The sequence below is a fragment of the Pseudomonas sp. P39-UII1 genome (assembly GCF_039672635.1).
GTDB lineage: Bacteria > Pseudomonadota > Gammaproteobacteria > Pseudomonadales > Pseudomonadaceae > Aquipseudomonas.
On record NZ_JBDFPP010000005.1, the window covers coordinates 65,579 to 85,734 of the forward strand.

Annotated in this window: 10 protein-coding genes and 1 pseudogene; 6 read left to right on the forward strand and 5 right to left on the reverse strand. The window is 65.5% G+C overall.

Features of this window, described 5'->3' with window-relative positions:
• The first annotated feature begins 155 nt into the window (after positions 1 to 155).
• Positions 156 to 1,055 carry a helix-turn-helix domain-containing protein gene (locus tag ABEH27_RS09075; RefSeq protein ID WP_346613254.1) on the forward strand — a complete coding sequence of 300 codons (900 nt, stop codon included), beginning with the start codon at positions 156 to 158 and terminating at the stop codon, positions 1,053 to 1,055.
• Between the two features lie 40 nt (positions 1,056 to 1,095).
• Positions 1,096 to 3,009, forward strand: coding sequence for a hypothetical protein (locus ABEH27_RS09080; protein ID WP_346613255.1), 1,914 nt, complete (start codon positions 1,096 to 1,098; stop codon positions 3,007 to 3,009).
• A 35-nt stretch (positions 3,010 to 3,044) separates the two neighbouring features.
• Here ABEH27_RS09080 and ABEH27_RS09085 read toward each other — a convergent pair whose 3' ends face one another.
• Complete coding sequence (locus ABEH27_RS09085) at positions 3,045 to 4,430, reverse strand: aldehyde dehydrogenase family protein (RefSeq protein ID WP_346613256.1); 1,386 nt, start codon at positions 4,428 to 4,430, stop codon at positions 3,045 to 3,047.
• A gap of 105 nt (positions 4,431 to 4,535) precedes the next feature.
• Between ABEH27_RS09085 and ABEH27_RS09090 the strand changes: the two genes are divergently transcribed.
• The 3 genes and pseudogenes from ABEH27_RS09090 (at position 4,536) to ABEH27_RS09100 (ending at position 6,728) form a co-directional block, all read left to right on the forward strand.
• Positions 4,536 to 5,402: a LysR family transcriptional regulator gene (locus ABEH27_RS09090; protein ID WP_346613478.1), complete on the forward strand. Its 867-nt coding sequence runs from the start codon at positions 4,536 to 4,538 to the stop codon at positions 5,400 to 5,402.
• Between the two features lie 61 nt (positions 5,403 to 5,463).
• Positions 5,464 to 5,613, forward strand: a pseudogene (locus ABEH27_RS09095) (carboxypeptidase regulatory-like domain-containing protein); the annotation flags it as partial.
• 593 nt (positions 5,614 to 6,206) lie between these two features.
• Positions 6,207 to 6,728, forward strand: coding sequence for an acyloxyacyl hydrolase (locus ABEH27_RS09100; protein WP_346613257.1), 522 nt, complete (start codon positions 6,207 to 6,209; stop codon positions 6,726 to 6,728).
• Positions 6,729 to 6,759: 31 nt separating this feature from the next.
• Here ABEH27_RS09100 and ABEH27_RS09105 read toward each other — a convergent pair whose 3' ends face one another.
• The 4 genes from ABEH27_RS09105 to ABEH27_RS09120 form a co-directional block, all read right to left on the reverse strand.
• Positions 6,760 to 8,895, reverse strand: a complete 2,136-nt coding sequence (locus tag ABEH27_RS09105; protein ID WP_346613258.1) for a TonB-dependent siderophore receptor — start codon at positions 8,893 to 8,895, stop codon at positions 6,760 to 6,762.
• Between the two features lie 629 nt (positions 8,896 to 9,524).
• On the reverse strand, positions 9,525 to 10,415 hold the full coding sequence (locus ABEH27_RS09110; RefSeq protein WP_346613259.1) for a universal stress protein: 891 nt from the start codon (positions 10,413 to 10,415) through the stop codon (positions 9,525 to 9,527).
• 82 nt (positions 10,416 to 10,497) lie between these two features.
• Entirely contained in the window at positions 10,498 to 11,913 is a 1,416-nt protein-coding gene (locus ABEH27_RS09115; protein ID WP_346613260.1) for an efflux transporter outer membrane subunit, read from the reverse strand.
• 17 nt (positions 11,914 to 11,930) lie between these two features.
• The gene (locus tag ABEH27_RS09120; protein ID WP_346613261.1) at positions 11,931 to 12,701 is read right to left on the reverse strand and encodes a helix-turn-helix transcriptional regulator; all 771 of its coding nucleotides are present in this window, start codon (positions 12,699 to 12,701) and stop codon (positions 11,931 to 11,933) included.
• 415 nt (positions 12,702 to 13,116) lie between these two features.
• Between ABEH27_RS09120 and ABEH27_RS09125 the strand changes: the two genes are divergently transcribed.
• Positions 13,117 to 19,461, forward strand: coding sequence for an amino acid adenylation domain-containing protein (locus ABEH27_RS09125; RefSeq protein WP_346613262.1), 6,345 nt, complete (start codon positions 13,117 to 13,119; stop codon positions 19,459 to 19,461).
• Positions 19,462 to 20,156: the final 695 nt, after the last annotated feature.

A 20,156-nucleotide genomic window follows, 5' to 3' on the forward strand; every position in this document is an offset into this window, starting at 1 on the left:
AGCGGGTTTACCCGCGAAGGCCGTTGCCGGCTTTGCAAAGGGGTGAACCCTTCCCAGGTGACGCGCTGGAGACTATCTTGGTCGCAGCCCCCCAGGGCGATCTATCCACTTTCTTCAGCATTAAATGCACCAAAAGAGTGCAACTAGGACAAAGCGTGACAACGCCCAATGCCTTGCAAGTCCAGGCTTTTCACACCACCGACGTGACCGAGCAGGTGCGTGCCACCCCCGGTTGGCAACAGCAATACCGGCAGATGTCGCCCGGCCATTTCAGCGGCGAGTTGCGTTGCCTGGGCCTTGACGGCGTGGAGGTGTACGAAGAACGCCTGAACACGCGGGTCGAGCAATTCTTCCGGGCCCCGAGCGGTTCACTGGCGTTCTGTTTCGACCGCAGCGAAAACAGCCTCTACCTGCTCAACGAACAGAGCCGCAATATCTGGATCACCCCGGAGAACTACCGGGAGGTGGCCGTGGTGTTCGACCAGCCGTTCCTCGCCCGTCATGGCCTCGACCCACAGCGCCTCGAAGGTTTGTTCATGGTGCCGCTTGGCAGCGGGCAGAATGCGCTGTTCGGCAGCTGGCTCAGCGCCACCCTGACGCGCCTTGGCGACGCAGGCTGCCCGCTGGAAGGGCAGGCGTTGGCCGAGCAACTGCTGGAAGACTGCCTGTTCATCCTCGACAACGCCTGCCAGCGGCTGCAGGGCGGCGCCCTGGGCCGGCGGGCAGAGGAGCGGGCAATCATGCAACGGGTCAGCGCGTGGGCGGCAGATTGCCCGGAGGAAACCCTGAACCTGCTGGAGCTGGCCGATGTTGCCGGCGTTTCGCTGCGCCAGTTGCAGCAAGCGTTCAAGGCCTTTACCGGCATGCCGCCCGCCCACTGGCTGCGCCTGCGGCGCCTCAATGGGGCCCGGCGCGACCTGTTGCGTGGGGGTGGGGTGACCATCGCCGAAGTCGCCATGCGTTGGTCGTTCTGGCATTTGGGAAGGTTTTCAGAGAGTTATCGGCAATTGTTCAAGGAGCTACCGAGCGAGACGCTCAAGCGCGGCCGGGCCTGAAACCTGCTATCGTGCCCGGCAGTTTCCACCCGAGGTCCTGATGTTCTACCTGCCCTTGCCCAGCGACCAGGCCGACCGCCTGGCCAGCGCGCCCACAGCCATCGACTACTTCCCGACCGCCAGCCTGCTGGAGGCGGCCGCCGTGCTGTTCGTGCAGAATGTGCCGCGCCAGCCAGCCGGTGTGTCCGCTGACGCCCAGGAACGCCGTTTTGCCGAGATAGTACGCATCGCCAACGAAGTCGAAGCGGCGGCCCCAGGGCGCTTTCAAGGCCAGGTGGCACAGCACTTTGACCGCGAGGCGTTCGCCATGGGCCTCGGCTTGCTCGGTGAAAACGGTGTCGGCCTGGTTTCACCGGAGGTCGAGTACCCGGCAGACGAGTTTGTAGACACCGAGGGCCAGTGGAATTTCCAGTTCGCCGACAGCTACCGCCAGCGCGTGACCCCGTTGCACCCGGTGTACCTGCCGTCACTGGCCAGCGACCTGATGCTCAGTGACCAGCAAAACCGCCTGCTGCGCGAATTTCTTTGCGGTGTGGACGAGTCGGTGGCGGTGCAGGGTTTCGCCGGCACCGGCAAGACCTTCCTGATTCACCAGTTCGCGCGCCTGCTGGACCCGCAGCGCACCTTGCTGCTGGCCCTCACCGAAGGCCAGTTGCGGGCGCTGCAGGCGCGGGTCAAAGACGCCGCAGCCTACACTGCGATGACCTTCGGCCAGCTGGCCGACGAAATCCTCAACCGCGACCTCACCAGCAACGGCTGGCGCCTGCGCGACCCCTATCGCACCAAACTGTCGTGGCGCCCGCAGGAAGCGCACGTGGTGAAATGGCTGGCTATCCCCGACATCGGCCCGCTGGCCGCCTGCGACGTGGTCGCCCTGTGCATCAAGGCTGTGCGCAGTTTCTGCCGCAGCGGCGATACCCAGGTGCAGTTGCACCACTTGCCCTGGGCCGGCCCGGGCACCTCGCCGCTGGACCAGGAAGTGCTGCTGGAGAAGGCCCGCTTGTACTGGCACGAGCTGATCCGCCCTTCATCGCGCGAGGTTCAGTTGCCCGTGCGCGATTACCATCGGGTCAAGCTGCTGTCGCTGACGGCCGAGCTCATCGACAGCCGCTACACCCACGTGATCGTCGACGAAGCGCATGAGTTGTCCGCGCCGATGCTCAGCGTGCTGGACCGCAGCCCGCAGTCGGTCATCGCCCTGGGCGACGAGCTGCAGAACCTCAACGGCCTGAGCCCGCACCATGGCGGTTTCATCCGCCAGCGTTACATCGACCATTCACTGCGCGCCGGGCCCGCCATGGACAACGTGCTCAACCCGTTGATCCAGGCTCACCCGGCGGCCATCCAGGCCGCCTTCAGCGGCAGTGCCGAGCATTACACGCGGGTCAGCTTCTTCGATACCGTCACGGTGCCCACGCAACCGACCGCGCTGATCGTCGATGACGAGTGGGGGCTGTTCGGCTGGTTCCAGCGCCTGACCCACCAAGGCGTGCCGTTCGTGCTGCTGAAAAGCGCACGCAAGGACTTCGAGCTGTTCGTCGAGGACTGTATCGAGCTGTACCGCCACGGTACGCGGCCACGCCACCCGATGTTGTTCCGTTACCCCAGCTGGCAGGCGCTGGAGCAGGACAAGGGTGACGACAAGGCTTTTGTCGCCGTGGCCAACATGCTGCGCAAGGGCTACACCGCGGAGCACTTCGCCAAGGCCAAGAGCCGCTACCGCTGGGACAAGGCGCCCAAGCTGTTCCTGGGCCGCGTGCGGGATGTGAAGAACATGGAATTCGCCCGGGTGATGGTATCGCCGGAGCTGATGGTCGCACCGCTGGCGGCGGGCAACCGCAATGAGCGGGCGCGGATGCTGGCAGGGTTGTATACCGCGTGTTCGCGGGCGCGGCATGAGTTGATCGTGCCCGGGGGGATGCTGGACTGGGTCAAGGATCAGGTGCGGGATTGAGACCGTTTGGGGCCGCGAAGCGGCCCCATGGCTAATCAGTTACGGTCCAGCCAGACCGTCTGCGCATTGGTGAACTCGCGCACCCCAAAGTGCGACAGCTCGCGGCCGAAACCACTCTTCTTCACCCCACCAAACGCCACGCGGGGGTCGGAAGCGCAGTAACCGTTGATGAACACACCACCGGTATCCAGTGCTGCCGTCATGCGCTCGGCCAGGGCGTAGTCAGCGGTGTAGATGGTCGACGCCAAGCCGAATTCGCTGTCGTTGGCCAGCTCCACTGCATGGTCGGCATCGCGGGCAGTGATAATGGCCGCTACCGGGCCGAACAACTCCTGTTTGAACGCCGTCATGTCCGGCGTGACGTTGGCGAACACGGTGGGTGCGTAGAAGTTGCCCACGCCTTCGACCTTGTTGCCGCCCAGCAGCAGGGTGGCACCTTCGGCGAGGGTCGCCTGAACCTGGCCATCGAGCTCGTCGCGCAGGTCGTAGCGGGCCATCGGGCCGATGTAGGTGTCATCTTCAAGCGGGTTGCCGACTTTCAGCTGGCGGGTCGCCTCAACGAACTTTTGCGTGAAAGCCTCGGCGATGCGCTCTTCGACAATCAGGCGCTTCGCTGCAGCGCAGACCTGCCCGGTGTTCTGGTAACGGCCGATGACGGCTGCCTTGACTGCGGCATCCAGGTCGGCGTCAGCCAGCACGATGAACGGGTCGGAACCGCCCAGCTCCAGTACGCACTTCTTCAGCGCAGCACCGGCTTGGGCACCGATGGCCATGCCGGCGCGCACGCTGCCGGTGAGGGTCACGGCGGCGATGCGCGGGTCGTTGATGGCGCGGGTGACGCCTTCAGGCGTGACGTTCAACACCTCGAACACGCCTTCTGGCAGGCCAGCGTCCTTGAACAGTTCGCCCAGCAGGTAGGCGCTGCCCATCACGTTCGGTGCGTGCTTGAGCACGTAGGTATTGCCGGCCAGGATCGCCGGCACGGCGCCACGCAGCACCTGCCAGATCGGGAAGTTCCACGGCATCACCGCCAGAATCGGGCCCAGCGGGCGGTACTCGATACGTGCCTTTTCGACCTGGGTCGGTTCGGCGGCGAGCATCGCCGGGCCGTGTTCGGCGTACCACTGGCACAGGCCCACGCACTTGCTCACTTCACCGCGGGCCTGGCTGATCGGCTTGCCGATTTCGCGGCTGATCATCTGCGCGAAGGCTTCAGCCTTGGCCTGCAGTGTATCGGCCAGGGCCAACAGGAACTCGCTGCGCTGACCCAGCGACACCTGGCGCCACTGGCGGTAGCCAACCTTGGCACGTTGCAGCGCCGCTTCCAATGCGGCGTCGGTGTCGAAGGGGTAGCTGCCGATCTGTTCGCCGCTGTGCGGGTCGACGGAGATGGCGTGGGTCAGGCTGCTGATCGCGCTCATGGTTGGACACTCGTTGTTGTTTATCAGTGAGGCCAGACTAGTGGGCTAGGGGTTTAATGAAAACTGAATAATAATGAGCGAAACATTCACGTTTGGAGAATGACTGTGGACCTGGTGCAACTGGAGATCTTCAAAGCCGTGGCCGAGCAGGGCAGCATCAGCGCCGCCGCCCAGCACATCCATCGGGTGCCGTCCAACCTGACCACGCGCATCAAGCAGCTGGAGGAGGACCTCGGCGTCGAGCTGTTCATCCGCGAGAAAAGCCGCCTTCGGCTGTCACCTGCAGGCTGGAACTTCCTCGAGTACACCCGGCGTATTCTCGACCTGGTGCACGAGGCGCGCTTGACCGTGGCCGGCGAAGACCCGCAGGGCACCTTCGCCCTGGGTTCGCTGGAGAGTACCGCTGCGGTGCGCATCCCGGCACTGCTGGCGGCTTACAACCAGCGTTACCCCAAGGTCGACCTGGATCTATCCACCGGGCCGTCCGGCACCATGCTCGAAGGGGTGTTGTCCGGGCGGCTGGTGGCGGCCTTCGTCGATGGCCCGCTGCTGCACCCGACGCTCGAGGGCATGCCGGTGTTCGAGGAGGAGATGGTGATCATTTCACCGCTCAACCACGCACCGGTGACCCGCGCCCAGGATGTGAATGGCGCGAGCATCTACGCCTTTCGCGCCAACTGCTCGTACCGCCACCATTTCGAGAACTGGTTCGTCCAGGACCAGGCCGTGCCGGGCAAGATCCACGAGATGGAGTCGTACCACGGCATGCTCGCCTGCGTCAGCGCCGGGGCTGGCCTGGCCATGTTGCCACGCAGCATGCTCGACAACATGCCCGGTTGCAGCACGGTCAGCGCCTGGCCGATGTCGGAAGATTTTCGCTTCCTCAAGACCTGGCTGGTGTGGCGCCGTGGCACCGTATCGCGCAGCCTGAGCATGTTCGTGAAACTGCTCGAAGAGCGGCGGGCGGCGTGAACCCGGCGGCAGGGCAGGGATCAAATATCAGGTAAGCCATCTCCTCAAGGAGGCGCTGACCATGCGTAATCATCACTATGCCCTGGGTGCCACGCTGCTGCTCGCGCTGGCGTTCCCCTGGACCCTGGCCGCGGCGGCCGATCTCAATGCCCCCATCGATATGCAGGCGGTACAGCTGCAACCGCAAGAGCAGAACGGTATTCGCTATGTGTGCCTTGGGATCTTCAGCGCCCTTGAGATCGAGCGCCGCCCGCGCGGCGCTTCGCGGGGCAAGCCCGCTCCCACATTTGTTGCAACGTGCCGTTCCAGTCAGGCCATGGTTGTTCGCCTTGGCGCATGACTGAAGACAGGTGAGGCGGCCGCAGTGCCAGCCGAAAAACCTCGTCGAGCCAACAGGGCTGGCAACTATGGCCTCACAGGCCATGGCACGTTGCAACAAATGTGGGAGCGGGCTTGCCCCGCGAAGCGCCGCGCGGGCGGCGCTCGATCTCAAGGGCGCTGAAGATCCCAAGACAAGCACTTCGCGATGCGCCGCGCGGGCGGCGCTCGATCTCAAGGGCGCTAAAGATCCTAAGGCAAGCGCTTCGCGAAGCGCCGCGCGGGCGGCGCTCGATCTACTGGGCCCTGAAGATCTTGAGCCATATAAATAGCCATTAGTGGCAATTCACTTTCAACTTTCTGATTATCTGGACAATAATCAGAAAAGTATCACCCCGTGTGACCGGCTGGATGCACCGGCCACCAAAAAAATCGAGGGGCGAAAAGCCCCCGTTTGCCCGTGTTGACCATCAGGAGAAGTCATCGATGAAAACCCCTCTTGCCACTGCGCTGGCCGCTGCCGTATTGGCTTTCGCCGGGGCCAACCTGGCCCAGGCGGCGCAGGTTTCAGGTGCCGTTGGCGCCACCAGCCAGGGCGACATGACCTACCGTATCGGCTTGTCGTTCGACTGGGACAAGAAATGGCTGCAAAGCAGCACCGGTTACGTGAGTGGCTACTGGGATGCGGCCTACACCTACTGGGAAGGCGGTGATGCCAGCGGCGCCCACTCGCTGTCGTTCAGCCCGGTGTTCACCTACGAGTTCAGCGGCTTCACCTACACCCCGTACATCGAAGCCGGCATCGGCCTGGCGGCGTTCTCCAAGACCGAGGTGGGCGACCAGCGCCTGGGCTCGTCCTTCAACTTCGAGGACCGCATCGGCTTTGGTCTGAAGCTGCCGGGCGAGCAGAAGGTCGGCATTCGCGCCATCCATTACTCGAACGCCGGCATCAAGCAGCCAAACGACGGCATCGAGTCGTACTCGCTGTTCTACACCAAGGGCTTCTGAAGCGAAGGGGCCGCATCGCGGCCCCGGCAGCTTAGAAGGTGTAGGAAACCCCAGCCTGCACCGTACGCGGCGCGCCCGGATAGACGTAGGTATTGAACGCCCCCTCGTCATAGCCCTTGTTGAACACGTTCTTCACATCCAGGTTCAGCCGCACGTGCTCGTTGACCTTGTAGAAGCTCAGCAGGTCGACGACGCTGTAACGCTCCATGGTGTAGGTGGTCGCAGCGGTCTGCCCGGCACGGTCATCGATGTACTTCACCCCAACACCCAGGCCCAGCCCTTTGGCCACGCCATCCTGGAACTCGTAAGTGTTCAGCAGGCTGAAGCTGTTACGCGGGATGTTCGCCAGGCGCGTGCCGGTCGGCACCGTGTTGTCCTGGGTGACCTCGGCGTCGACATACGCGTAGCCACCGATCACACGCCATTGCGGCGTGAGGTTGCCGGCAATGTTGATGTCCAGGCCGCGGCTGCGCACTTCGCCGGCCGCGATGCTGTAAGTGCCGCTGGGGTCATTCGGGTCGCGGGTCAACACGTTCTCTTTGACGATGTGGTAAATCGCGGCATCGACACTCAGCTGACGGTCCAGCGCCTCCCATTTCACGCCCAGTTCATACGACTTGCCCTTTTCCGGGTCAAAGCCGCTGCCTTGCAGGCTGGCCCCACTGTTGGGCTTGAACGAGCGCGCGGTATTGGCGTACACCGCCAGCGTATCGGTCAGGTCGTAGAGCAGGCCGAACCGCGGGGTCACACCGTTCTCGCCCTTGCTGAAGTCGCCCGCAGTGTTGAGCTTGTTGTCGTAGTCATGCTCGTAGCGCTCGAAACGCACGCCGGCGAGGGCCTTGAGGCGATCGGTCAGGGCGACCTGGTCCTGGATGAAGGCCGCCCAGGTTTTGAGGTTTTCCTTGTCGTGCGTGGTCGTACGGGTGAGGGCAGGGCGCGCCTGGCCCTGCACCGGGTCGAAAATGTCGATTGGGTAGGCGCCGGTGCCGGCGGCCGAGCGCTGGATGATCGAGTTGTAATCGTAGTCTTCGTACTCGATGCCGGTCAGCAGGGTGTGGGCAAAGCCGCCCGCGTCGAAGTGGCCGGTGAGGTTGAGCTGGTAATCGCGGTCGGTCCACTCCAGCTTGCGGTAGTTGAAGTTGCGACCCAGGGTGCGGCCGTCCGCCTGCAAGCCGTTGGCTTCGACGGCGTTGCCCTTGAGCGAGCCGTCCAGCCATTGCATGCCGCCGCCGAGCGTCCAGTCATCGTTCAGCGCGTGCTCGAAGCGCAGCTGCGCCATGTTGTTATCGTTGTGCAGCAGGTTGTCGCTGCCTTTTTCCCAGATGTTGGTATCGCGTGACGCCGTGCCGCGCTGGCCGGGCAGGCGAGTGAGGCCGCGGTCCAGTGGGTGGTTGTTGCGCATGAAATCGCCCTCGAAGACGATCCTGGTGGCGTCGTTGACCTGCCAGCTGAGTACCGGCGCGACGTCGTAGCGTTCGCTCTCGACATCGTCACGGAAGCTGTCGCCGCCTTCCCCCAGCACGTTCAGCCGGTATGCCAGCGAGCCGTCCTGGTTGAGCGGCCCGGTGGCGTCCAGGGTGGCCCGGTGCATGCCCTGGTCGTCGAACTGGCTGCCGAGGGTCACCTTGGGGTCGGCCAGCGGCTGCTTGCTGACCACGTTGAAGGTCCCGCCGGGGTCGCCACGGCCATACAGGCTGGTGGCCGGGCCGCGGATCACTTCCAGGCGTTCGACGCTGTTGGCGTCAGGCGCGTTGGGGTAGCCCCGGTTGATCGGGAAGCCGTTGCGGTAGAACTCCCCGGTGGTGAAGCCGCGCACGGTGAAGGTGGTCAGGCCCTGGCCGCCAAAGTTGTTGGCGCGGCCGACGCCGCCAGCGTAGTCCAGGCCGTCCTGCAGGCGGGTGGCACCGGTATCTTCGAGCACATCCTTGGGCACCACGCTGATCGATTGCGGGGTGTCGTGCAGGGCGGTGTCGGTGCGGGTGGCACTGGTCGAGCGGTTGGCCTTGTAGCCATCGACTGGGCCATCGGCGCGCTCGCTGTCGGCGCTGCCAGTAATGCTCAGGGCCTGGAGTTCGATCTGCCTGGGGTCGTTGAGCGGTTCGGGCTCGGCGAAAGCCAGCGGGGAGACAGCATGGAGCACACAAAGCGAAACGAATGTGCGACGCATCGACGGTACGATCCTGAAGTAGGGCGTTAGGGATGGGGAGGAAGCGCCGCGAAACTACTACGAATCATTATCAAATGCATTCTTTTTAAATGGAGCTGGAGTGCCAGGTTGGGGGCGAGGCTGGCCTGGAGGATAGTGGGGGGATCGCGAGGCGCTTGCCGTAGGATCCTCAGCGCCCTTGAGATCGAGCGCCGCCCGCGCGGCGCATCGCGGGCAAGCCCGCTCCTACATTTGTTGCAACGCGCCGTTCCAGTCAGGCCATGGTTGTTCGCCCTGGTGCATGGCTGAGGACAGGTGGGGCGCCGGCAGCACCAACGGAAAAATCGCGTCATGCTACCAAGGCTGACAACTATGGCCTCACAGGCCATGGCACGTTGCAACAAATGTGGGAGCGGGCTTGCCCCGCGAAGCGCCGCGCGGGCGGCGCTCGATCTCAAGGGCGCTAAAAATCCCAAGGCAAGCGCTTCGCGAAGCGCCGCGCGGGCGGCGCTCGATCTCAAGAGCGCTGAAGATCCCAAGGCAAGCGCTTCGCGATGCGCCGCGCGGGCGGCGCTCAGTCTCGAGGGCGCTGAAGATCCCAAGGCAAGCGCTACGCGATCTCATGACCGGCAAAAACGCCAAGACATGCCTCAGCCAGCCCCTTTGATCGCCAACACATTGCACAGCGGATGTTCCAGCACATGCGCAGTAGTCCCGCCAAGGAATGTCTGCATGGCGTCATGCCGGTGGCTACCCATCACGATCACATCCATCCTGCTGTGGCTGACAAACTGCGCAATCGCGCGTATCGCCGGCCCTTCAAGAAAATGTCGACGTTCCAGCGGGACCTGATGGTGGTCACCCAGCCGGTTGAACGCCGCCCGCTGCGAGGTGCGCACACTGCCATCAAAGCCGGGCATGGTCACTGTGCCGGCGCCGAAATCGGCGATATGGGTCCGTGCCGCATCGCACACGTGCACCAGATGAACCTCGCCGTTGCATTGCAGCGCCAGGGCATGGGCGCAGTGAATGACCTGCTCGTCCAGGTGTTCGCCAGCGCCGTGGCTGTTGAGGTCGACCGCTGCGGCGATCTGCCGTGGCAGTGGCAGGCGAATGTCGCTGACCAGGTGCACCGCCACCGGGCTGTCCTTGAGCAGTTGCCAGTCCAGCGGCGTCACCAGCAGGCGCTTGAGCACCGGTTCGTGCTGCACGTCCTTGACCAGCAGGTCGCAGCCTAGCTGCTCGATACGCTCGATGGCACTGCCCAGCGGGTCGCGGGTCAGCAGCAACTCGGTGGAGACATCCAGGCCGGCAGTGCGCAACTGCTCGGTGGCGTCGGCCAGCCATTGGCGGTTGTCGGCGAGCAATCGCTCGCGTTCGCGGCCGTCGCCCATCAGGCCGAAGGTGTCGACATCGTCGACGAACACGTTGATGTCCAGCAATGCACCACTGGATTCGGCCAACGCCGCCGCGCGTTGTAGCGCCGGCGTGTATCGCATCTGCGGGCCGAGCATGATTAACAAACGCTTGAACTGGCTCATCGCACACCTCCACGTGTGGGCAGCCCCCCGGTTCATGCCATCTGGTCTGTTCAGTCTAGCCCCTGTGGGGAAGCGCTGCGGCCTACAGTTGCCTGCCAGGTGCCCCAGCCTCCTGCCACCCCCCGCCCAGCGCTGCATACAGGTTCACCTCGGCCACCAGCTGCGCCAGTCGGTCGCTGATCAAACCCTGCTGGGCGGTGAACAGCGAGCGTTGTGCATCGAGGAACGTCAGGCTGCTGTCTACGCCAATGCGGTAGCGGTGTTCGGCCAGGTTGTAATAACGCTGGTTGGACGCCACCAGGTCGCGCTGCGCCTGCAACTGCCGCTGGTAGGTGGCCCGCGCCGCCAGCCCGTCAGCCACTTCCTGAAAGGCGCTCTGGATGGCCTTTTCGTACTGGGCCACCTGGATGTCCTTTTGCAACTGCGCGTAGTCGAGGCTGGCGCGCAGGCTGCCGGCGGTGAAAATCGGCAAGCTGATCTGCGGTTGGAACAGCCAGGTGCCGGAGCCTGCGTCGAACAGCCCGTTCAGCTCCGGGCTGGTGCTGCCGGCATTGGCGGTCAGGCTGATGCTCGGGAAGAACGCTGCCCGCGCTGCGCCGATATTGGCATTGGCCGCGCGCAGCTGGTACTCGGCCTGCACGATGTCCGGGCGGCGGCGCAGCAGGTCGGAGGGCAGGCCAGCCGGCAAGCCCGCGATCTGTTCGTCGCCCAGGGGCAGGGCGGCCAGGTCAGCGGCCACCGGTGCGCCCACCAGCAAGGTCAACTGGTTAAGGTCTTCGGCCACCTGGCGCTTGTAGCGCGCCACCGCAGCACGGGTGCTGTCGACACTGGTGCGTGCCTGGATCTGGTCCAGCGCCGACACCGTGCCTGCGCGGCGCTGGTTGCTGGTCAGGCGCAGGCTGCGTTCGTCCGCAGCCAGGGTTTCCAGGGAGAGCGCGAGCAGTTCCTGGTCGGCACGCCAGGTCAGGTAAACGTTGGCAACACTCGCCACCAGGCTCAATTGCGTACTGCTCCGCGCCTGATCGCTGGCCAGGTAGGTGAGCAGCGCCTGGTCGCTGAGGCTGCGCACCCGGCCGAACAGGTCCAGCTCGTAGGCGCTGACGCCCAAGGTTGCCGCATAGGTCGAGGAGATCACGCCCTGGTCAGTGCCGGTCATGCTGCGCGGCAGGTACTGGCGCGTACCTTGGGCGTCGGCGGACACCTTGGGCAGCAGGTCGGCACGCTGGATGCGGTACTGGGCGCGATAGGCCTCCACATTCAGCGCTGCGGTGCGCAAGTCACGGTTGTTGGCCAGGGCAGCGTCGATCAACTGGCGCAGTACAGGGTCCTGGAACACCTGGCGCCAGTCCTGCGCAGGCTGGCGTGCCAGCGCATCGCCCTGGTAAGCCGGCCCTTGCGGGAACTGTTCGGCCACCGGCGGCGCCGGGCGTTGATAATCGGGCGCCAGGGAGCAGCCGCACAGCAGTACAGCGCACAGGGTAAGGGCATGTCGGGGCATTACCGGTTCTCGCACAGTCAGGCGCCCGCCATCCATTTCGCCAGGCCGTGGCGGCCACTGACCCCCAGCTTGGCGGTGGCGCGCTTGAGGTAGGTTTCGATCGAACTGTTCTTCACATTCAGCCGTTGCGCCATCTCGGGCACGGTGCCCCCTGTCAGCAGGCCCAGGCAGACTTCCTGCTCGCGGGTCGAGAGCTTGACGGCATCCTGCGCCAGGCGTTCGGTCAAGGATTGGCGCAGCGAGCCGGCGTCCACAGCCGAAGCGGCTGTACCGGCCCGGCGAGCCGTGCCTTGGCCCAGCAGCTGGCCATGGTGCTCCACCAACGGCAGCAGGGTGTCGGAGAGGCTCTTGAGCTGCGACAGCTCACTCAGGCTGAAGGGCCGCTGGCTGGGCAGGCGATGGAAACAGATGACCCAGCGGCGGTCGCCGCTGCGCGAAACCAGGTTGCACTGGTGGGCACTGTGGCAGGCGTTCAGGGGGGCCTTGAATTCGATCAGCAGTGGGTCCTTCATCTGCATGATGCTTTGCAGCAGCGGGTGGCGCACGGTATCCACAGCCTGCGGTTGCTCAGGCCCGGCGCTGCCCAGCAGCTTGATCCGGCTGACACTGGCCTGGCGCGGGTCGAGGGTCCATTCGCTGAGGTCGAGCCTGTGGACCGGCACCTGGGCATCGACCAGGCGATACATCTGCTCGGCGAAGTCATCGGCGCCGCTGCTGGCGATCAGCTCGCCCAGTTGCAGATACAGCTGAGGGTCGGGGCGGTAGTCGAGGCTGGCGGTCAGCTTCATAGCGTTGTCGTCCTTGATTCAAAGCGTTACGGCGGGTGGTCTCGCAGTCGAGTCTCCGGGTGGCAAGCGGGTGATAGCGGTATTCAAGCGTGCCCGGATTGCTGCGTCTGTAGCGGGAAACCGGGACAGAAAATGCCAGTAATGGCTGCTTGCAATGTAGGCATGAATGCGGCGCCGCAGCACGCGTTGCGGCCAGCAGCCAGCGAATTGACGTCATAAGCCTGTCGGTTCGCGGCTGATCCCGCACTATGCAGCTGGGCGTAGGCCATCAGGGGCAGCTAGTTATGGCCAATCTCCTACAGATATTTAAGCCGCCGTGGACGGCCACCGGGATTGTCCGGGTTTAAGGGGCCATACAGGGTGGGGTGGCGATGCTTGAATCCGCGGATGATCAATCAGAAGGACCTGAGCCCTCATGCCTGCCGCCCAAACCTTTGCCCTGACCGTTGCCCAGCGCGACATCTGGCTGGACCAGATCAGCCACGGCGACTCGCCGCTTTACAACATAGGCGCTTACGTCGAGCTGGGTGGTGCTGTTGACGTCGAACGTCTGCGCGCGGCCCTGGCGCACCTGGTGGCGTTGCACGACGGGCTGCGTACGGTGCTGGTGCCCGGGCAGGGTGTACCCCGCCAGCGCTTTGCCGAAGACCTGGCGGTGGGCTTGCCCGAGCACGATCTGCGCGCCAGCGACGACCCGTTTGGCGCCGCCCGGCGCCTGCTCAGCGCCCAGATGCAAAAGGTCTTTGCCTTGGATGGCGGCGCCCTGTGGGCCGCGCAGTTGGTCAGGCTGGAAGATCAGCGCTACCTGCTCGCCCTGCAGGCGCACCACCTGATCCTCGACGGCTGGGGCGTTGACCTGTGGTTCAAGCAGCTCGCCGACTGCTATGGCCTGCTGGGGCAGGGCCTGCCTTTGCCTGCCACGGGGCCGTCCTACCGGGAATTCATCGACGACGACGCCCAGTATCAGGCATCGCCCCGTCATGGCCGTGACCGCGACTACTGGCTGGGCAAATTCACCCAACTCCCCGACGCCTTACTGGTACCGCGTGAACGTGGCGCGGTACAGGCCGGCGAGCCGAGTGCCGCCCTTGAGCAACCTTTCGATGCCGGCCTGCTGGCGCGGATGCGGCAGCTGGCAACAGACCTGCAGGCTTCGGCGTTCCATGTACTGCTGGCGGCGATGCATGTGTGCTGCGCGCGCACCTGGCAACGCGACGAGTGGGTGGTCGGCCTGCCAGTGCGCAACCGTGGCAACGCACGGTTCAAATCGACCATGGGGCTGTTCACCCAGGTCAGTGCATTGCGTATGGATTTTGGTCGCAGCCGTTCGTTCGCTGAACTGGTGCAGGGCATACGTGACGCACTCAAGCAGGATTTTCGCCACCAGCGTTTCGCCTTGAGCGAACTGAACCGGGCGCTGGGTGCGCTGCGCGAAGAGCGGCCGCAACTGTTCGAGCTGATGGTGTCGTTCGAGGAGGACAGCAACGACCTGCGCTTCGGTGAGGTCAGCGGCCATACGGTGATGGTCTGCAACAGCCACGAGCCGACGCCGCTAAGCGTGCACCTGCGCAGCAACAGCTACAGCGACCAAGCCTGCCTGCACCTGGTGTACAGCCGAGCGTGGTTCAGTGCCGACGAAGTCGACGCGCTGGCTACCCGGCTGCTGCATGTGCTCGAGCAAGGGTTACAGCAGCCTGAATCGAGCATTGGCGCCTTGCACCTGCCGACCGCCAGCGAGCAGGCACAACTGCAGCAGTGGAACGATTCGGCGGTGGCCAGGCAGCAGGGCGAGATGCTGATCCACCGCCGCATCGAAGCCCAGGCCAGGGCCCGGCCGCAGGCCATCGCCGCGCTACACGAAGGTAATAGCCTGACCTACGCCGAGCTCGACCGGCGTGCCAACCATCTGGCAAAACACCTCATCGGCATGGGCGCAGGGCCCGACCAGCGGGTCGCGGTGGTCGCCCAGCGTGGCCTGGATACCCTGGTTGGCCTGCTGGCCGTTCTCAAGGCCGGGGCTGCGTATGTACCGATCGACCCCGCTCACCCGCAGGAGCGCCTGGCCTACCTGCTGGACGACAGCGCGCCGCGGGTGGTGCTGACCCTCTCGCACTTGCGTGACCGCCTGCCCGCCCACGGCCGGCCACAGGTCGAGCTGGACCGCTTGTCATGGGCCGGGGCAACGGGTGATGCGCCCGCCGTCGCCCAGCTCGCAGCCAGCCACCTGGTCTATGTCATCTACACCTCCGGCTCCACCGGGCTGCCCAAAGGGGTCATGGTCGAACACAGGATGCTGGCCAACCTGGTCGATTGGCACTGCGCCAGTTTCGACCTGGGGCCAGGCCGGCACCAGTCGAGCCTCGCCGGTTTCGGCTTCGATGCCATGGCCTGGGAAGTCTGGCCGGCGCTGTGCAGCGGCGCCACGCTGCATCTGGCACCGGTGCGCGACGGCGCCGAGAATATCGACGCCTTGCTGCAGTGGTGGCGCGACCAACCGCTGGACGTAAGTTTCCTGCCTACCCCGGTGGCCGAACATGCCTTTGCCCAGGGCGTACTGCACCCAACCTTGCAGACCCTGCTGATCGGCGGCGACCGCCTGCGCCGCCTGGCGCGCGAGCGCCGCTACCGGGTCATCAACAACTACGGCCCCACCGAGGCCACGGTGGTAGCGACCTCCGGCCTGGTCGAGGCGGGCCGGCCACTGCATATCGGTGGCCCGGTGGCCAACACTCGCCTGCATGTGCTGGACGAGCATCGCCAGCTGCTGCCGATTGGCGCGGTGGGTGAGCTGTATATCGGCGGCAGCGGCGTAGCCCGTGGCTACCTGAACCGGCCCGAACTGACCGCCGAACGCTTCCTCGACGACCCGTTCTGCCCCGGCGCTCGCCTGTACCGCACCGGCGATCTGGTGCGCTGGTTGGCCGACGGCACGCTGGAATACCTGGGGCGCAATGACGACCAGGTGAAGGTCCGCGGTGTGCGGGTGGAACTGGCGGAAATCGAAGCGGCGTTGGCCAGTCATGCTGCGGTGCGCGAGTGCGTGGTGCTGCTGCGCGACGGCCAATTGCAGGCGTGGTTCATTGCCGAGGCGGCGGTGGCACCCCGTGAACTGCACGAGCACCTGCGCGAGCGGCTACCGGCCGCCTTGCTGCCAACGGCCTACATCAACATCGCAAGCTGGCCGCTCACCGCCAACGGCAAACTCGACCGCCGCGCGCTGCCGGCCGCCGACGAGGCAGCCAAGGTGCGCCGCGAGCACCAAGCGCCGATCGGTGAGGTCGAGCAGCGCCTGGCACTGCTGTGGGCCGAACTGCTGCAGGTCGAGCGGGTAGGGCGCCAGGACCACTTCTTCGAACTGGGCGGCCATTCGCTGTTGGCGGTGCAACTGATCGAACGCATGCGCCAGCAGGGCCTTCAGGCTGACGTGCAGGTGCTGTTCGGCCAGTCGACCCTGGCCAGCCTGGCTGCCGCGGTAGTGGTGGGGGAAGCCGCAACGGTACCGGGCAATGGCGTGCTGGCGGGGTGCCAACAGATTACCCCCGACATGCTCACGCTCGCCAACCTCAACCAGGCCGCTATCGATCGGATCGTCGCGGCAGTGCCGGGTGGCGCTGGCAATGTGCAGGAAATCTACCCGCTGGCACCGTTGCAGCAGGGTTTGCTGTACCACCATGTCACCGATGCCCAGGACCCCTATCAGCAGCAGGCCCTGTTCGCCTTTGCCAGCCATGCGCAGCTGCAGGCCTTTACCGATGCCCTGCAGCAGGTGATCGAGCGCCATGACATCCTGCGCACCAGCCTGGCCTGGGACGGCCTCGAGCAGCCGCAGCAAGTGGTCTGGCGCCAGGCGCCGTTACCCGTCGAGCGCTGGGCGCCTGAAGTGCAAGGCGGCGATGTGGCGGCGCAGCTGCGCAAGGCCTACGACCCGCAACAACGGCCGCTGGACTTGCGTCAGGCGCCGATGATGGCAATGGTCTGCGCCGAAGACGCGGCGCAAGGCCGCTGGCTGGGCCTGCTGCGCTTCCACCACCTGGTCAACGATGCCGTTTCATTGCAGGTGCTGTTCGGCGAACTCGACGCGTTCATGCAGGGCCGGGGCGAGCAAATGCCGCTGCCGGTGCCCTACCGCAACTACGTGGCGCTCAGCGGCGCGACAGAGCGCCAGGCCCACCATGAGGCTTACTTCCGTGAGCAGCTGGCTGGCGTCGAGCCCCCGGCCCCCGTGCCGGGGCTGGGCGCCGTGGCGGTTGACGAGCAAGACCTGCAGACGCATGCCGTGGCGCTGGAGGGTGGCTTGAGCGAGCTGCTGCGTACTCGGGCCCGTGCCCACGGCGTGAGCCTGGCCAGCGTGCTGCATTTGGCCTGGGCCCAGGTGCTCGGCAGCTTGTCGGGCCGTGACGAGGTGGTGATCGGCACCGTGCTGCTGGGCCGGGCCATGGCCGGTGAGGGCGCCGACCGTGCGCTGGGCATGTTCATCAACAGTTTGCCGCTGCGCATCAGCCTGGGCGACCAGCCGCTGGGCCAGGCATTGACGCAGACCCACGCGCGCCTGGCCGCCTTGCTCGGGCACGAAGACGCGCCCTTGCTGCTGGCCCAGCGTTGCAGCGGGCTGCCGGCCGCCACGCCGTTGTTCGAAAGCCTGATCAACTACCGCCAGGGTGCGCTGCCGCAAGGGCAGGTGCTGCCCGGCGTAGCGCTGATCGCGGCCAGCGAAGTGCTGAGCCACGGCAGGGTGCTGACCGTGGATGACCTGGGCGATACGCTGCAACTCACCCTGCGTGCACCCCGTGCGATCGGCGCAGCGCGGTTGCTGGGCTATTTGCTGACCACCTTGCGCCAGTTCGCCGACGGCCTTCAGCAAAGCCAGCCGCTCAATACCCTTTGCAGCGTGCCCGCCGATGAACTGCGGCAGCTGTTGCACACCTTCAACCACACCGAAGACCGGCAAAGCCCGTTGGGCAGCACCCTGCCTGCGCTGTTCGAGGCCCAGGTGCGGCGCACGCCGCTGGCCATTGCCTTGCAGGCCGAGGACATCAGCCTCGACTACCAGACGCTCAATGCCCAGGCCAACCGCCTGGCCCACCGCCTGATCGCCCTGGGCGTTGGCCCCGATGCGCGTGTAGCCATCTGCGTGGAGCGAGGCGTGTCGATGATGCTGGCGCTGCTCGGCGTGCTCAAGGCCGGCGGCGCCTATGTGCCGCTGGACCCAGGCTACCCAGCCGAGCGCCTGCGCTTCATGCTCGAAGACAGCGCGCCCACCGTGGTGCTGGTGCATGGCGCTACGCTGGGCCTGTTCGATGCGCTTGCAGCGCCGGTGCTGGACCTGGACCGCGACGATTGGCCAGCCTGCAGCGCCGAAAACCCGCAGGTGGCGGGCCTGGGGCCTGGGCAATTGGCCTATGTGATGTACACCTCCGGCTCCACCGGTACGCCCAAGGGCGTGATGATCGAACACCGCGGCCTGTGCAACCTGATGCACTGGGGCTCGCAGATCTGTCCGCCGCAGCCTGGGGATGCCTTGCTGCAACGCGCGCCGTTCAGTTTCGATGGCTCGGTCTGGGAGCTGTTCTGGCCGTTGTGTGCCGGCTTGCGCCTGGTACTGGCGCGCCCCGACGGCCACCGCGACCCTGCGTACCTGGTGCAGTTGATCCAGGCGCGGCAGGTGACCACGATGAAGTTCGTCCCAGCCTTGCTGCACCAGTTTCTCGAAGAGCCGGGCGTCGAGCGCTGCACCAGCCTGACCGACATCTTCTGTGGCGGTGGCGAGTTGACCTTGGCGCTGTTGCGCAGCCTGCGCGAGCGGTTGCCCAAGGTGCGCGTGCACAACGTGTATGGCCCCACCGAAGCGACGGTCGACAGCACCGCCTGGACCCTGCAGGCCCATCAGCCGCTCCCCGCGCTGGCGCCACCGATCGGCCGGCCCATCGCCAATACCCGCCTGTATGTGCTCGATGCCCACGACCGCCCGGTGCCCTTGGGCGCGGTGGGGCAGTTGCACATTGGCGGCGTTGGCGTTGCCCGTGGCTATCTGGGGCTACCGACGCTGCAGGCCGAGCGCTTCATCGCCAGCCCGTTTGCCCCGGGCGACCGCCTGTACCGCACCGGCGACCTGGTGCGCTACCGTGAGGATGGCGAGCTCGACTTTGTCGGGCGTAACGATTTCCAGGTCAAGCTGCGCGGGCTGCGGGTCGAACTGGGTGAGATCGAAGCAGCCTTGGTGGCGCACCCGGCCATTGGGCAAAGCGTGGTGCTGATGCGCGAAGAACGCCTGGTGGCCTATTTCACCTGCCGCGACGCCAGCCCGGCGCCCGCCCTGCAAGTGCTGCGCAGCCATCTGCTGGCGCGCATGCCCGAGTACATGGTGCCGCAGGCATTTGTCGCCCTGGCGCAACTGCCGCTGAGCCCCAACGGCAAAGTCGACCGCCAGGCGCTGCCGGCGCCCGGTGAAGAGGCGGTGATCAGCCGTGAGTACCGGGCGCCGGAGGGCGAGTTGGAGGCAGCGCTGGCGGCGATCTGGACGCAAGTGCTGAAGATCGAGCAGGTGGGTCGCGAGGACAACTTCTTCGAGCTGGGCGGCCATTCGTTGCTGGCGGTAAGCCTGGTGGCGCGCATGCGTCAGGCCGGGTTGCATGTCGATGCCCGCACCTTGTTCAGCCAGCCGACCCTGGCCGGGTTGGCGGCCAGCACCCGACGCGAGCAGGTCGAGGTGGTGATACCGCAGACCACCATCCCGAGCCTGGGCAAGCGCAGGCGGATTTGAGGGTGTTCGCTGTGGATTTAGGGGAGATTAGAGTTGGGGCTACCGGAGGCCTGGCTTGGATTTGTTGGTGATGCACAAATCGAGCGCCGCCCGCGCGGCGCATCGCGATGCGCTTGCCTTGAGATCTTTAGCGCCCCTGAGATCGAGCGCCGCCCGCGCGGCGCTTCGCGAAGCGCTTGCCTTGGGATCTTCAGCGCCCTTGAGATCGAGCGCCGCCCGCGCGGCGCTTCGCGGGGCAAGCCCGCTCCCACATTTGTTGCAACGCGCCGTTCCAGGCAGGCCATGGTTGTTCGCCTTGGTGCAGGACTGAAGACTGGTGGGGCGCCGGCAGCGCCAGCCGAGAGATCGCGTCGTGCCAACAAGGCTGGCAACTATGGCCTCACAGGCCATGGCACGTTGCAACAAATGTGGGAGCGGGCTTGCCCCGCGAAGCGCCGCGCGGGCGGCGCTCGATCTCAAAGGCGCTATAGATCCCAAGCCAAGCGCTTCGCGATGCGCCGCGCGGGCGGCGCTCGATCTCAAGGGCCCTAAAGATCCCAAGCCAAGCGCTACGCGATGCGCCAAAAACCTCATGACTAGCACTTCCGCCCCCCCCAAGACACGCCCCTGTCCCCGCTTCCCATGTCAGACCGTCCGGTCACGATCCTTTAGCGTGTCCCCGATTCCCATTTCCAGGCAAAGCAGGATGCTTACCG

Bases quoted from the DNA above. Each gene is read 5' to 3' on its own strand.
- ABEH27_RS09080 (WP_346613255.1), top strand. From the start codon at position 1,096: ATGTTCTACCTGCCCTTGCCCAGCGACCAGGCCGACCGCCTGGCCAGC.
- ABEH27_RS09085 (WP_346613256.1), bottom strand. From the start codon at position 4,430: ATGAGCGCGATCAGCAGCCTGACCCACGCCATCTCCGTCGACCCGCAC.
- ABEH27_RS09100 (WP_346613257.1), top strand. From the start codon at position 6,207: ATGAAAACCCCTCTTGCCACTGCGCTGGCCGCTGCCGTATTGGCTTTC.
- ABEH27_RS09105 (WP_346613258.1), bottom strand. From the start codon at position 8,895: ATGCGTCGCACATTCGTTTCGCTTTGTGTGCTCCATGCTGTCTCCCCG.
- ABEH27_RS09110 (WP_346613259.1), bottom strand. From the start codon at position 10,415: ATGAGCCAGTTCAAGCGTTTGTTAATCATGCTCGGCCCGCAGATGCGA.
- ABEH27_RS09115 (WP_346613260.1), bottom strand. From the start codon at position 11,913: ATGCCCCGACATGCCCTTACCCTGTGCGCTGTACTGCTGTGCGGCTGC.
- ABEH27_RS09120 (WP_346613261.1), bottom strand. From the start codon at position 12,701: ATGAAGCTGACCGCCAGCCTCGACTACCGCCCCGACCCTCAGCTGTAT.
- ABEH27_RS09125 (WP_346613262.1), top strand. From the start codon at position 13,117: ATGCCTGCCGCCCAAACCTTTGCCCTGACCGTTGCCCAGCGCGACATC.